The following is a 13607-nucleotide window of genomic DNA, read 5'->3' as shown; positions in this document are numbered from 1 at the left end:
TCCAAGGGAGCACCAGGCATAGAGCTTGGGAGATGGACCCCCGCCTTCGCGGGGGTGACGGTGAAAGGCCATCGGGGGCAGAATGACCGAAATCGATTATTATGCGCGGCTCGAGGTCGAGCGCACCGCCGATGGCGCCGCCATCAAGAGCGCCTACCGCAAGCTGGCGATGAAATATCATCCGGATCGCACCGGGGGTTGCGCCGACAGCGAAGCGAAGTTCAAGGCCGTGACCGAGGCCTATGAATGCCTGAAGGATCCGCAGAAGCGTGCGGCCTATGACCGCTATGGCCATGCGGCCTATACCAACGCCCAGAATGGCGGCGGCCAGGGCGGCGGCGGCTTCAACGGCGCGGGCGGCTTTTCCGACCTGGGCGATATCTTCGAGACGATCTTCGGCCAGGCCGGCTTCGGCGGGGGGGGCGGGCGGCAGGCCAACCGGCGTGGCGCGGACCTGCGCTACGACATGGAGATCAGCCTCGACGAGGCCTATCACGGCAAGAAGACCGAGATCGAGATCGAAGTTTCGACCGCTTGCGACACTTGCGACGGCAGCGGCGCGCAGCCCGGCACGGGCGCGAAGACCTGCGGCACGTGCCACGGGCACGGCCAGGTCCGCGCGCAGCAGGGCTTCTTCGTGGTCGAGCGCACCTGTCCGTCCTGCCATGGCGCGGGCAAGGTGATCGAAAGCCCCTGCCGCAACTGCCGGGGCGAAGGGCGCGTCGACAAGCCCAAGACGCTGTCGGTCAGCATCCCGGCCGGCGTCGACGAAGGCACGCGCATCCGCCTGTCGGGCGAGGGCGAGGCCGGGCCGCGCGGTGCGCCGGCGGGCGACCTCTACATCTTCCTGCATGTGAAGCGGCACCCCATCTTCGAGCGCGACGGGACGACGCTCTTCTGCCGCGCGCCGGTCAGCTTCACCACGGCGGCGCTGGGTGGCTGCATCGAAGTGCCGGGGCTGGACGGCAGCCGGCACGAGATCCGCATTCCGAGCGGCATCCAGTCGGGCAAGCAGATCCGTCAGCGCGGCGCGGGCATGCCAGTGCTGAACGGGCGCGGGCAGGGCGACCTCGTCATCCAGGTCGATGTCGAGACGCCGACGAAGCTGACGGCCAAGCAGAAGGAATTGCTCGAAGCCTTCCGCGAGACGGAGACGGGCGAGGAATGTCCGGCTTCGACCGGCTTCTTCGGCAAGCTCAAGGAATTGTGGGGGGACTGACCCCTTGCCGACGGTTCAGGGGCGGATAACCTTCCGCTCCCGCCGCGCCCAGGCGTAGAAGGGCAGCCCGCCTGCCATCAGCAGGAAGCTGGAGCCGCTGGGCCCCAGCCCGGCGCCCCACAGTGTCCAGAGCGCATAGGCGAGGCCGACCAGCGCCGCCGGCCCCGCGATGCGCAGCCGGAGGCCGGCGAGCGCGCATCCCACATAGAGCCACAGGGTCGCCGACGTCGCCAGCAGCGCCATGGCGGTGAACAGCGACACCAGTCCCTGCAGGCTGTTGGCGACGAGCAGCAGCGAGGCCAGCACGGTGGACAGGATCAGCCCCCGCGCGGGCGTGCCCCGTGCGTCGGTCTTCGCCAGCCAGCGCGGCAGTTCGCCCGAGCGCGCCATGGCCAGCGGCATCTCCCCTTGGAGGAGCGTCCAGCCGTTGAGCGCGCCGAGGCAACTCACCGCGACGAACAGCGCGATGAAGCGCGCCGGCCCAGGCGACCAGTAATGGCTGACGAAGGCGCCGAAGGGCGAGCCGGTCTGGGTTTCGGCGGCGGGCAGGGTCAGCGCGATGCCGGAGCAGACGACGAGGTAGATGAGGCCGGTCGCCGCCGTGCCGATCAGGGTCGCGCGGGGGATCGTGCGCGCGGGATCGCGCACCTTGTCGGCGGCGACGCTGGCGGATTCGAAGCCCAGCAGCGCCCAGAGCGTCAGCGCGGCGGACGCGGTGATGCCGCCTGCCGTGAATCCCTGGGCCGGGAAGGGCGCGACCTGCGCCGTCCCGCTGCCGAGCAGCAGGGCCAGCATCACCACGACCACCGCGATCGGCACGAGCTTCAGCGCGGTGGTGACCAACTGGGTCGTACCCGCCGCCCGCGCGCCCAGCAGGTTGATGCCGGTGGTCAGCCACAGGAAGGCGATCGACATGGCGGCGCCGGCGCCGGGCCTGGCCAGCACGGGCAGGACGCTGCTGAGGTTCGCGGTCGCCGCCACCGCGATGGTCACGTTGGTGATGATGATCGACAGCCAGTAGATCCAGCCGATCGCGAAGCCCGCCAGCGGACCGTAGGCGCGGGCGATCATCTGCGCGGCATTGGCGTCGGGCATGCGAACCGTCAGCCGCGCGATCACATAGGCCAGCACCAGCGACCCGGCGATGGTAAACAGCCATCCCGCCACCGCGTCCCAGCCATAGGGCGCCAGCGATGCGGGCAGCAGGAACACGCCCGACCCGATCATGTTGCCCATGACGAGCGCGATGCAGGCGGCAAGGCCCAGCGTGCGCGACGGGGCTTCCCTGGCGGTCATGGCGATGCGTCCCCCCGGAGTGGAGCGACGACCCTACAGGCTGTGCCGGACGGTGCCTAGCGGGAGCAGGATATTCTCCCTCTCCCCTTCAGGGGAGAGGGCCGGGAAGAGGAGAAAAACGCGCCATGGCTCCCCTCTCCCGCATTCGCTGCGCTCGGCGCCCTCTCCCCTGAAGGGGAGAGGGAAAGATGGCTTCACGCCGCCGCGAACATCTCCGGGTCGATCGCCATCAGCGCCTCGGCGCCGCCCTCGATCTTTCGCCGCAATGCGCCCGCATCGGGCATGATCCGCTCGGCGAAGAAACGAGCGGTCACCAGCTTCGCTTCCAGGAACTTCGCGTCCCCTTCGCCCGCGTCGAGCAGCGCCACGGCCGCCTTGCTCATGCGCAGCCACATCAGCCCGACGGCGACGATGCCCATGATGTGCATGTAGCTGTGCGCCGCCGCCCCGGCATTGTCCGGGTTCTTCATGGCGTTCTGCATCAGCCACATGGTCGCTGCCTGGAGCTGCTGCACCGCCTTCTCCAGCGCTTCGGCGAAGCTCGCCAGCTTCTCATTGCCCTTGGCCTCGGCGATCTCGGTCGCGACGATCTTCAGGAAGGCCTGCATCGCGCGGCCGCCCTGGGCCGGCAGCTTGCGGCCGACCAGGTCCATCGCTTGCACGCCGTTGGTGCCTTCGTAGATCTGGGCGATGCGGGCGTCGCGGACATATTGCTCCACCCCGTTTTCCCAGATGTAGCCATGGCCGCCGAACACCTGCTGGGCCGCGACCGCGACGTCGAAGCCCTTGTCGGTGCCATATCCCTTGATGACCGGGGTCAGCAGGCCGATGAGGTCGTCGGCAAGCTGGCGCTCCTCCTCGGTCGCGGCCTGGTGCGACAGGTCCACCTGGAGCGCGCCCCACAGGATCAGCGCGCGCAGGCCCTCGGTCAGCGCCTTGGCCTCCATCAGCATGCGGCGCACGTCGGGATGGACGAACAGCGGGTCGGCCTTTTCCTGCGGCTCCTTGGGGCCGGTCAGCGCGCGGCCCTGCCGCCGGTCGCGGGCATAGTGGACGGCGTTCTGGAACGCGATCTCGCCCTGCGACAGCCCCTGCAGGCCGACGCCCAGCCGCGCCGCGTTCATCATGATGAACATGGCGGCCAGGCCCTTGTTCTCCTCGCCTACCAGCCAGCCGGTCGCGCCGTCATAGTTCATGACGCAGGTGGCGTTGCCGTGGATGCCCATCTTGTGCTCGATCGACCCGCAGGACACCGCGTTGCGATCGCCCAGCGAGCCGTCGGCATTGACGAGGATCTTGGGCACCACGAACAGCGAGATGCCCTTGCTGCCTACCGGCGCGTCGGGCGTCTTGGCGAGGACGAGGTGGACGATGTTCTCCGCCAGGTCGTGCTCGCCCGCGGAAATGAAGATCTTGGTGCCGGTGATCGCGTAGCTGCCGTCCGCCTGCGGCTCCGCACGGGTCTTGATGAGGCCGAGGTCGGTGCCGCAATGCGGCTCCGTCAGGTTCATCGTGCCGGTCCACTTGCCCGACACCATGTTGGGGACATAGGTCGCCTTCTGCGCTTCGCTGCCCTTCGCCAGCAGGGCGGAGATCGCGCCGGAGGTCAGGCCGAAATACATTTCGAACGCCTGGTTCGCGGAGGACATATATTCGCCCAGTGCCGTCGCCAGCACCATCGGCAGCCCCTGGCCGCCGAACTCCTCGGGCGCGTGCAGGGTGGGCCAGCCCGCTTCGGTATAGCTGTCATAGGCCTGCTTGAAGCCGGCGGGCGTGGTGACGCTGCCGTCCGGATGGCGGGTGCAGCCTTCCTTGTCGCCCGACAGGTTGAGCGGAAACAGCACTTCGGCCGCCATCTTGCCGCCTTCGGTCAGGATTGCCTCGACCAGGTCGGGCGTCGCATTGGCGAAGCCGGGCAGGTTGGCAAAGCGGTCGAGCCCCACGACATGATCGAGCACGAAGCGCGTGTCGCGGACGGGGGCGGTATAGCTGGGCATGATCTTCTCCGGATGGTTTCTGTTCTGGCGCTTGGGGGCGCGGTCTATTTTTCGGCGATGGTAGCGACGAAGGCTTCCAGCTCGGCAATGGCGGCGTCGATATCGTCCTTCTGACGGGTCAGCAGGTCGATGCGCGCCCGGCACTTCTCCACCGTGACGCGGCGCTGCGCCTCATGCTCCTCGTCCGCGTCGTAGAGGTCGATCATCTCGCGGATTTCGGTGAGGCTGAAACCCACGCGCTTGCCGCGCAGGATCCAGGCCAGCCGGGCGCGGTCGCGGCGCGAATAGATGCGGGCTAGGCCCTGCCGTTCCGGCGCGATCAGCCCTTCGTCCTCGTAGAAGCGAAGCGCGCGGGCGGTGACGCCGAATTCCTCCGACAGGTCGGTGATGCTGTAGGTCTGCCGGTCGTTGTGATCGGGCAGCTCGATGCCGGCGATGCTGGTGCGCTTGTCCATGAAAGCGGAAAATAATCAAGGTTTACGTTTACGTCAAGGTGAGAGCTGAGGGGGACTGGCGGGCTTTGGCCAGAACGAGACATTCCCTGCTACCGTTCGCCCTGAGTAGGGACTGAGCTTGTCGAAGGCCCGTATCGAAGGGTCAGCGCACGACATCAGTCCTTCGATACGCCATTTCGACAAGCTCAATGGCTACTCAGGACGAACGGAGGGTGTGTCTGCTTCGATCCCCTGAGACCTTTTGCCCGGTGACAGGCATCCCCGCCGCGATTAAGGCAGCGCCATGACAGGGGCGATCAGACGATCGGAGGGCGCGCGTGGCCTGCTGGCCGCGCTGGCCCTGCTCGTCCTCGCGCTCCAGATCGTCATGCCGTCGGGTTTCATGCCCATGCGCACGGCAAAGGGCGTGGTCGTCACGCTCTGCACCGGCAAGGGCGCGATGAACGTGGTGGTCGATCGCGACCAGGCGCCCCACGGCCGGATGAAGCAGGATCGCCTGCCCGACGACGGCACCGCGCCGCAGCAGCACTGCCCCTATGCGGGCGGGGCGACGCAGCCCAGCGTGCCGCCGCTTGCTCTGGCCGAAGTGGCGCTGCCGGGCTGGCAGCTTGCCTTCGGCCCGATCGCCTTCGCGCTCAGGACGGGCTTCATCGCCCGGCTCGCCGCGCCGCCGCCCCCTTCGTCGGGACCGCCCGCCGCCTTCTGAAAAGACCGTTTCCCGGCGTCCGCACGCAGCGGCGCCGCCATGCCCTTTTCAGCAAGGTTGCCTTTGCCATGATGTTCCCTTCCGTCGCGCGCGGCGTTTCGCTGTGCGTCCTCGCTGCCGTTCTTTATGCCGTTCCTGCTTTCGCCGAGGAGGCGGAGGACAGGACGCGCATCATCGTCACCGCCAGTCCTCTCCCCGAGGCCGCCGCCGCACAGGTCAGGCGCACGCCGGGCGGCGTGGACGTCGTTCCCGCCGATGATTTCGAGGACAAGGTCGCGTTTTCCCTGCGTGACGCGCTGGCCTTCTCGCCCGGCGTCTATACCCAGCCGCGCTTCGGGCAGGAGGTGCGCATTTCCATCCGGGGTTCCGGCCTGTCGCGCGGCTATCATATGCGCGGGCTGACGCTGCTGCAGGACGGCGTGCCGATCAACCTGGCCGACGACAATGGCGATTTCCAGGAACTGGACCCGCAGGTCTTCCAGCAGATCGAGGTCTATCGCGGCGCCAATGCGTTGCGGCTGGGCGGATCGACGCTGGGCGGCGCGATCAACGCGGTGACGCCGACCGGTCGCACCGCGCCGGGCGCGGAGCTGCGCATCGACGGCGGTTCGTTCGGCACGCTGCGGACGAAGGCGGCCTATGGCACTGCCGACGCGCGCGGCGATGCCTGGGCGGCGATCACCACCGACCGTTCGGACGGCGACCGCGACCATGGCCGCCGCCGATCGCTGCGCTTCAACGGCAATGTCGGCCTGGCCCTGGGGGAGGGGGCGGAGACGCGCTTCACCGCCAGCGTCAACCATATCCGCCAGAAGCTGTCGGGCGCGCTCAGCGAAAGGAATGTGGAGATCAACCCTACCCGGGGCAATTTTACGGGCAACCAAGCGCGCGATATCGATTCGATCCGGTTGCAGAACCGCACGACCGTGGATCTCGGCAGCGGGACGCTGGCCTTCGGCGCCTTCTACAATGCCAAGCAACTCTATCATCCCATCTATCAGCTGATCGACCAGAATTCGTCCGATGGCGGCGCCTTCTCCGCGTTAGACTGGGCGGGGGAATGGGGCGGCATGCCGTTGGCGCTGGCGGTCGGCAGCCAGGCGCGCTTCGGCAGGACGATCGCCAAGCAGTTCGTCAACATCGGCGGCCGGCGTGGCGCGCCCACCGCCTATGCGGTGCAGAAGGCGCAGACGATCAACAGCTATGGCGAGGCGCGGATCGCACCGCTGCCGGGCCTGTGGCTCGTCGCGGGCGGCATCCACACCCACGGCGAGCGGCGGATCGACAACCGCTTCGCCCCGGCGCGCAGCGGCGACGCCGATTTCGACCGGTTCGCGCCGAAATTCGGCCTGCTCTACGAGCCTGCCGAGACCTTGCAATTCTACGCGAACTACAGCCGGTCGGTGGAGTTGCCGGGCTTTGCGGAACTGAGCCAGGCCCCTGCAGGCGGCGCGCCCGGCTTCACCCCGATCGACGCGCAAAGGGCCTGGACGGCGGAGGTCGGCACGCGCGGCACGCTGGGCATCGCGCGCTGGGACGTCAGCCTCTACCGCGCGGACCTGCGCGGCGAGATGCTGCAATATAGCGTGGTGCCCGGCACCATTCCCGCCGCGACCTTCAACGCCGGGAGGACGCGGCATCAGGGGATCGAGGCGGGGCTGGAGATCGCCTTCGCGCCCTGGGCGACGCTGCGGCAGGCCTATCAATATAGCGACTTTCGCTTTCGCGACGACAGCCAGTTCGGGAACAACCGCCTGCCGGTGGTGCCCCGGCATTTCTATCGCGCGGAACTGCGGCTGGGCAGCGACCGGATCAGCCTTTCGCCCGTCGTCGAATGGCTGCCTCAGGGCGCCTGGGTGGACTATGCCAACACGAAGCGGGCGGGCGGCTATGCCACCATCGGCCTCGGCGCGCAGGCGCGGGTCCGGCCCGGCGTGACGCTGTTCGTCGATGCCCGCAACCTGACGCAGGAACGGGCGGCGGGCGACATCGGCGCGGTGGTGCGCTATGTGCCGGACGATGCGGCGACCGCCGCCGACGAGGGCAGCGCGGTTTTCTATCCCATCGAGCGGCGCGCCATCTATGGCGGCGTCCGCGCGCGCTTCTGACGGGGGGACGGGGCATGAAGGAAGGAGCCTTCTACCGGGCGATGTGGCGCTGGCATTTCTATGCCGGGCTGATCGTCCTGCCGGTGCTGGCGATCATGGCGGTGACCGGCGCGCTCTATCTCTACAAGCCGGAGATCGAGCGGATCGTCTATCGCGACCGGATCGTCCTGCCCCCGGGCGGCGCGATGCTGGCGCCATCGCGGCTGGTCGCGGCGGTCGAGCGGGCGGCGGGCGCGCCCGTCACCCAGATCGTCCGGCCGCCAAGCGACGGCGAAAGCTGGCGGCTGAGGGTCCGGAGCGACGGCGGACGCGCGACGACCTGGTTCGTCGATCCGCATGACGGCCGCATCCTCGGCCGGATGGAGGGCGGCGGCGTCATGGATCTGGTGCGGGACATCCACAGCCTTGCCCTCACCGGCCCGGTCGGCAACCGGCTGGTGGAGGTGGTGGCGGGCTGGGCGATCCTGCTCTGCGTCACCGGCCTCTATCTTCGCTGGCCGCGCCGGGGGCAGCCCGCGCTGGCGCTGCGCGGCCGGGCGTCGGGGCGGCTGTTCTGGCGTGACCTTCACGGCACGCTCGGCTTCCTGTCGGCGGCGGTGATCCTGTTCCTTGCCGTCACCGGCATGCCGTGGACAGAGGTCTGGGGCGGCGGCCTGCAGAGGCTGGTCGCCGCCAACAACATGGGCCGCCCGAAGCTGGCCGAGCTTCCCTGGACCGAACCGGCTAAGCAGGCACTGCCCTGGTCGCTGCGGGAGGGCGGCGCGCTGCCGGGCGGCGTCGGCGGCATCGGTGTGGACGAAGCGATGCGCACCGCCGCCGCGCGGGGTGTGACCGGCGGCTATACGCTGGTGCTGCCCGCCGCGCCGGGCCTGCCCTATCTGGTCGCCACCACCGTCGTCCGGGCGCAGGATGCCCGTGCCCTGATGATCGACGCCGGATCGGGCGCGGTGGTGCAGGATATGGACTGGCGCATGTTCGGTCGCGGCGCGCAGGCGGTGGAATGGGGCATCGCAACCCATCAGGGCCAGGAATATGGCGAGGCGAACCGGCTGCTGATGCTCGCCGGCTGCCTGTGCCTGCTGCTGCTGTGCCTCACCGCGCCGGTGCTGTGGTGGAAGCGGCGCAGGAACGGCCGGCTGGCAGAGCCGCCCGCCGCGACACCGGCGGCGAAACGCGTGGTCGCCGCGCTGATGCTGCTGGTCGGCCTGCTCTTCCCGCTGACCGGACTCAGCATGGTCGCGGCGCTGCTGGGCGAATGGGGGGTGGGCCGGATGCGCGCCTGACTTCGGCCTTCCAACCCAACGGATGTTTTCTTTGGGCGCGCGATCCCCTAAAGCGCGCCCATGCTCCGCCTGTCCGGTCTCAAACTCCCCCTCGACCATCCGGCCGAGGCGATGCCCGCCGCCATCTGCGACCGGCTGGGCCTCGATCCCCACGAACTGCTCGGCCATGTGGTGGTCCGGCGCGGCAACGACGCGCGCAAGCGCAGCGCCATCCAGCTGGTCTATACCGTCGACGTCGACCTGGCGGACGAGGCCGCCGTGCTTGCCCGGTTCGCGGGAGACCATGATGTCCGCCCCCGCCCGGATACCGACTACAGATTTCCCGCGATCGCGCCCGCCGGCTGGCAGGGCACGCGGCCGGTGGTGATCGGCGCCGGTCCCTGCGGCCTGTTCGCGGGCCTGATCCTGGCGCAGATGGGCTATCGCCCGATCATCCTCGACCGGGGCAAGGTGGTGCGGGAGAGGACCAAGGACACCTGGGGCCTGTGGCGCCGCGGCGAGCTGAACCCCGAAAGCAACGTGCAGTTCGGCGAGGGCGGGGCGGGCACCTTTTCCGACGGTAAGCTCTATTGCCGGGTCAAGGATCCCCGCTTCCTGGGCCGCAAGGTGCTGGAGGAGTTTGTCGCCGCCGGCGCGCCCGAGGATATCCTGACGGAGGCGCACCCGCATATCGGCACCTTCCGCCTCGTCACCATGGTGGAAAGCATGCGCCGCCAGATCGAGGGGCTGGGCGGCGAATATCGCTGGCAGCACCGCGTCGACGACCTGGTGCTGGAGCCCCAGGGCGACGGGACGCAGCGGCTGCGCGGGCTCGTCCTCCACGACGGCAGCGTGATCGAGGCGGACCATGTCGTGCTGGCGGTCGGCCACAGCGCCCGCCCGACCTTCGAGATGCTGCACCGGCGCGGCGTCTTCATCGAGCCCAAGCCCTTTTCCATCGGCGTGCGCATCGAACATCCGCAAAGCTGGATAGACCGCGCCCGCTACGGCCAGTGCGCGGGCCATCCGCTGCTCGGCGCGGCGGCCTACAGCCTCGCCCATCATTGCGCCAACGGCCGCACGGTCTACAGCTTCTGCATGTGCCCGGGCGGCCGCGTGGTCGCCGCCACGTCGGAAGAGGGGCGCGTCGTCACCAACGGCATGAGCCAATATTCGCGCGCCGAGTTCAACGCCAATTCCGGCCTTGTCGTCGGCATCGATCCGGCTCGGGACTATCCGGGCGGGCCGCTCGCGGGCATCGACTTCCAGCGGCACTGGGAATCGCTGGCCTATGTGGCGGGCGGCTCCTCCTACTGGGCGCCGGGCCAGACGGTAGGGGATTTCCTGGCCGGCCGCTCCTCGACCGCACTGGGGGAGGTGGTCTCGTCCTACAAGCCCGGCGTCACCCCGACCGACCTGTCGCTCTGCCTGCCGCCCTTTGTGCTGGAGGCATTCCGCGAGGCACTGCCGGTGTTCGGGCGGCAGATCGCGAACTACGATCATCCCGACGCGGTGATGACCGGAGTGGAAACCCGCACATCCTCCCCCATCCGCATCACCCGCGGCAAGGATTTCCAGAGCCTGACCGTCGCCGGCCTCTATCCGGCGGGCGAGGGCGCGGGCTATGCCGGCGGCATCCTTTCGGCCGCGATCGACGGGATCAAGGCGGCGGAAGCGGTCGCGCTGGCGATGGCTGAATGAAGCATCAACCCCCGTTCGCCCTGAGTAGGGGCTGAGCGAAGTCGAAGACCCGTATCGAAGGGTCGGTTACCATCTCGGTCCTTCGATACGTCATTTCGGCAGGCTCAATCCCTGTCCTGAGCGCCTGCCTTGCAGGCAGTCGAAGGGGCTACTCAGGACAAACGGAGTTGATGCGCCTGGTCCTGTTCGCGTCGCCAATCCGTAACATCAGGGTCACCCGCCCGCCAATTTTCCGACAACCAGCCGTCATCGTCCCGTAAGGGCCCTGTCATCCCGGCTCGCTAGCCTCACGGCATGATGAGCCCGTTCGACCGTTGCGTTCGCATCCCGCAGGCCGACAAGGCGCGGCTGCGCATCCTCTTCCTTGCCAAGCACGCCTGCTCGGGCGGTGGCCTCGATTCGGTGGACGGCAACCACGCCGTCTATCATCATGAGATGCGCCGGACGTTGGAAGCCATCGGCCTCGATGTGCGGGTCGCCAACAGCTATGAGGCACTGTTCGAGCGGCCCGATGTCGACTTCGTCGTGACCCTGCTCAATCGCGGCGGCTTCCAGAACAGCGAAATGATGGCGCCGTTGCTGCTCAGCTGGCGCGACGTCCCCTTTCTGGGCGCCAGCCCGATCGTGCGCGGCGTGTCGGACGACAAATATCTCAGCAAGGTGTTGGCCCGCGCCCATGGCGTGCCGACCATGCCGGCGCAGCTGTTCCGCCGCGGCGGCCTGTTCGCGCCGCCGGCTTTCCATGCCGACCGGCTGGTGGTGAAGCCCAACGCCTCCTCCGCATCCTGGGGCCTCGCCATGGTCGACAGCTGGGCCGAAGCGCGCGCCCATGCCGAAAAGCTGTTCGACCTGGGCCATGACGTGCTGGTCGAGCAATGGGCGCCACTGCTCGACGTCGCGGTGCCGGTGATCGGCGGCAGCGGCAGCCAGCCCTGGATCCTGCCGCCGATGATGTATGTCCCGGCCGACCCCCACCGCGCGCGCAGCCATGAGGAAAAGCGCGGCCTGGTGGAGGCGGGCGACGATCCGCTGGTGCTGGTCGACGATGCGGATCTGCGCGGCCGGCTGGAGGACATGACCCGCCGCCTGTTGCCGGAGTTCTGGCCGCTCGACTATGGCCGCTTCGAATATCGCTACGACCCCGCGAGCGGCTCGCTGCTGTTCATGGAGGTGAATCTCTCCTGCAACCTCTGGTCGAAGAAGACGATCTCGCGCTCGGCGGCGTCGATCGGCATCGATCATGCGTCGCTGGTCGAGACCATCGTCGGCCACAGCCTGTCGCGCCAGGGCCTGCTGACCGAGGCGCCGGTGCGGGAAGCGGCCTGATGCCCGGCAGCACGACCGCCCTGGTGCTGGCGGGGAAGCGGGACGGCCTGACCGATCCGCTGGCGTTGGAAGCGGGCGTGTCGCACAAATGCCTGGTGCCGGTCGCGGGGCAGCCGATGATCGTCCATGTCGTCGACGCGCTGGCCGCGAGTGAACGCGTCGGCGAGATCCGTGTCGCGATCGAGGATCCGCAGGTGCTGGAGGGACTGCCGCAGCTGCGCGGCCTGCTGCGCACCGGGCGGCTGGTGCCGATCGGCGCGCGGCCCAATCTGGTGGACAGCGTGCTGGCGGCGTCGGAGAGCGCGGCCTTTCCCCTGTTCATCACGACGGCTGACAATGTCCTGCTGACGCCGGACGCGATCGCCGAGATGCTGGACGGCTGCCGCACCCAGGGCGCCGATGCCGCCGTCGCCTTCACCCGGCGCGAGTCCGTGCTGGCGGCGCATCCCGAGGGGCAGCGCAAATTCTATCGCTTCGCCGAGGACAGCTATTCCAACTGCAACAGCTACTGGCTGAAGGACCGGACGGCGCTCGCGGCGGCGGAAACCTTCCGGTCCGGCGGGCAGTTCGTGAAGCATCCGATTCGGATCGTCCACGCTTTCGGCCTGCTCAACCTCCTCCGCTTCCGCTTTGGCATCGGCACGCTGGCGGCCACCTTCCAGCGCTTTTCCCGGCGCTTCCGCATGAGCATCGTGCCTGTCATCCTGAGCGACGGCGCCGTCGCGATCGACGTCGACAACAGCCGCTCGCGCGGCATCGCGGCGGAGCTCTTGGCGCGGCGCGCCGCCATGGTGCAGGCGGCGGAGTAGCGCTTGCTCACCCTGCGCGCGCTGCCGGGCAGGGCGGACCCCGGCAATTCCCTGCTGGCGGCCTATCATGAAGGACTGGCGCGGCATTGGCCGCTGCGTCGGCGCATGCTGGCGCGGGCGCTGGCCGTGGCGGGCAAGGGTGGCTGGTCGCGCGCGGAGAGCCTACTGCTGGACGACGCCGTCCGCGCCCAGGGGCTCAGCATGCGCGACCGCAAGGGGTTGCACCGGCTGCTCAATCCCGGCGCTTTCCCTTTCCAGACCAACCCGCTGAAGAACAAGCAGCTTTTCGCCCGCATCGCCGAGGCGGCCGGGTTGCCGGTGGCGGAGCAATGGGATCCGGAACGGGAGCCGCTCGCCCTCTGGCTGGCCGGGCAGCAGGACGTGATCGCCAAGCCCAGCTACCGATCGAAGGGGCAGGGCGTCGAGCGTTTCCGGCGCACCGCCGGCGGCTGGAAGCGCGACGATACATCGCTCGACGAGGTCGTCGTCGCCGCGCATCTGCGTGCCGTGCGGGAAGCGGGCGGCGTGGTCCAGCGCCGCCTGCCGACCCATCAGGCGCTGGAGGACGTTTCGCCGGGTGCCCTGCCGACATTGCGCGTGGTCACCTGCCTCGACGAGCAAGGTGAGCCGGAAGCGTGCGAGACGGCGCTGCGGCTGTCGGCGGGCGGGCCGCGTCCGGTCGACAATTTCAACGCGGGCAATCTGGTGCTGCTGGTTGACGGCCGGGG

Annotated in this window: 11 protein-coding genes; 8 read left to right on the top strand and 3 right to left on the bottom strand. The window is 68.8% G+C overall.

What is annotated here, in order from left to right:
- Nucleotides 1-82: 82 nt before the first annotated feature.
- The gene (dnaJ, locus tag M529_RS36885; RefSeq protein ID WP_021318293.1) at nucleotides 83-1219 is read left to right on the top strand and encodes a molecular chaperone DnaJ; all 1137 of its coding nucleotides are present in this window, start codon (nucleotides 83-85) and stop codon (nucleotides 1217-1219) included.
- Nucleotides 1220-1234: 15 nt separating this feature from the next.
- Here the strand turns inward: dnaJ and M529_RS36880 are convergent, their stop codons facing one another.
- The 3 genes from M529_RS36880 to M529_RS36870 form a co-directional block, all read right to left on the bottom strand.
- Entirely contained in the window at nucleotides 1235-2515 is a 1281-nt protein-coding gene (locus tag M529_RS36880; protein WP_021318292.1) for an amino acid permease, read from the bottom strand.
- A gap of 194 nt (nucleotides 2516-2709) precedes the next feature.
- Nucleotides 2710-4512 carry an acyl-CoA dehydrogenase C-terminal domain-containing protein gene (locus M529_RS36875; RefSeq protein ID WP_021318291.1) on the bottom strand — a complete coding sequence of 601 codons (1803 nt, stop codon included), beginning with the start codon at nucleotides 4510-4512 and terminating at the stop codon, nucleotides 2710-2712.
- A 44-nt stretch (nucleotides 4513-4556) separates the two neighbouring features.
- Entirely contained in the window at nucleotides 4557-4967 is a 411-nt protein-coding gene (locus tag M529_RS36870) for a MerR family transcriptional regulator (protein ID WP_021318290.1), read from the bottom strand.
- Between the two features lie 283 nt (nucleotides 4968-5250).
- Here M529_RS36870 and M529_RS36865 point away from each other — a divergent pair, with 283 nt between their 5' ends.
- The 7 genes from M529_RS36865 to M529_RS36835 all read left to right on the top strand — a co-directional run.
- Nucleotides 5251-5673: a DUF2946 family protein gene (locus M529_RS36865; RefSeq protein ID WP_021318289.1), complete on the top strand. Its 423-nt coding sequence runs from the start codon at nucleotides 5251-5253 to the stop codon at nucleotides 5671-5673.
- Between the two features lie 68 nt (nucleotides 5674-5741).
- The gene (locus tag M529_RS36860; protein WP_021318288.1) at nucleotides 5742-7781 is read left to right on the top strand and encodes a TonB-dependent receptor family protein; all 2040 of its coding nucleotides are present in this window, start codon (nucleotides 5742-5744) and stop codon (nucleotides 7779-7781) included.
- A gap of 14 nt (nucleotides 7782-7795) precedes the next feature.
- Nucleotides 7796-9064, top strand: a complete 1269-nt coding sequence (locus tag M529_RS36855; protein ID WP_031295030.1) for a PepSY-associated TM helix domain-containing protein — start codon at nucleotides 7796-7798, stop codon at nucleotides 9062-9064.
- Between the two features lie 60 nt (nucleotides 9065-9124).
- Nucleotides 9125-10744 carry an NAD(P)/FAD-dependent oxidoreductase gene (locus M529_RS36850; RefSeq protein ID WP_021318286.1) on the top strand — a complete coding sequence of 540 codons (1620 nt, stop codon included), beginning with the start codon at nucleotides 9125-9127 and terminating at the stop codon, nucleotides 10742-10744.
- Between the two features lie 294 nt (nucleotides 10745-11038).
- Nucleotides 11039-12070 carry a D-alanine--D-alanine ligase family protein gene (locus M529_RS36845; RefSeq protein ID WP_021318285.1) on the top strand — a complete coding sequence of 344 codons (1032 nt, stop codon included), beginning with the start codon at nucleotides 11039-11041 and terminating at the stop codon, nucleotides 12068-12070.
- Nucleotides 12070-12879, top strand: a complete 810-nt coding sequence (locus M529_RS36840; RefSeq protein ID WP_021318284.1) for a nucleotidyltransferase family protein — start codon at nucleotides 12070-12072, stop codon at nucleotides 12877-12879. Before M529_RS36845 ends, M529_RS36840 begins: the two co-directional genes overlap by 1 nt.
- Nucleotides 12880-12882: 3 nt before the next feature.
- Nucleotides 12883-13607: sugar-transfer associated ATP-grasp domain-containing protein (locus tag M529_RS36835; protein ID WP_021318283.1), on the top strand; the 725-nt coding region annotated here is incomplete at its 3' end.

Origin of the sequence: Sphingobium ummariense RL-3 (genome assembly GCF_000447205.1) — a bacterium.
GTDB classification, from domain to species: Bacteria; Pseudomonadota; Alphaproteobacteria; order Sphingomonadales; family Sphingomonadaceae; genus Sphingobium; species Sphingobium ummariense.
This window is presented reverse-complemented; position numbering and strand designations above follow the sequence as displayed.

What these genes read in the sequence shown, in the direction of transcription:
- dnaJ (WP_021318293.1), top strand. Translation starts at nt 83, where the DNA reads ATGACCGAAATCGATTATTATGCGCGGCTCGAGGTCGAGCGCACCGCC.
- M529_RS36880 (WP_021318292.1), bottom strand. Translation starts at nt 2,515, where the DNA reads ATGACCGCCAGGGAAGCCCCGTCGCGCACGCTGGGCCTTGCCGCCTGC.
- M529_RS36875 (WP_021318291.1), bottom strand. Translation starts at nt 4,512, where the DNA reads ATGCCCAGCTATACCGCCCCCGTCCGCGACACGCGCTTCGTGCTCGAT.
- M529_RS36870 (WP_021318290.1), bottom strand. Translation starts at nt 4,967, where the DNA reads ATGGACAAGCGCACCAGCATCGCCGGCATCGAGCTGCCCGATCACAAC.
- M529_RS36865 (WP_021318289.1), top strand. Translation starts at nt 5,251, where the DNA reads ATGACAGGGGCGATCAGACGATCGGAGGGCGCGCGTGGCCTGCTGGCC.
- M529_RS36860 (WP_021318288.1), top strand. Translation starts at nt 5,742, where the DNA reads ATGATGTTCCCTTCCGTCGCGCGCGGCGTTTCGCTGTGCGTCCTCGCT.
- M529_RS36855 (WP_031295030.1), top strand. Translation starts at nt 7,796, where the DNA reads ATGAAGGAAGGAGCCTTCTACCGGGCGATGTGGCGCTGGCATTTCTAT.
- M529_RS36850 (WP_021318286.1), top strand. Translation starts at nt 9,125, where the DNA reads ATGCTCCGCCTGTCCGGTCTCAAACTCCCCCTCGACCATCCGGCCGAG.
- M529_RS36845 (WP_021318285.1), top strand. Translation starts at nt 11,039, where the DNA reads ATGATGAGCCCGTTCGACCGTTGCGTTCGCATCCCGCAGGCCGACAAG.
- M529_RS36840 (WP_021318284.1), top strand. Translation starts at nt 12,070, where the DNA reads ATGCCCGGCAGCACGACCGCCCTGGTGCTGGCGGGGAAGCGGGACGGC.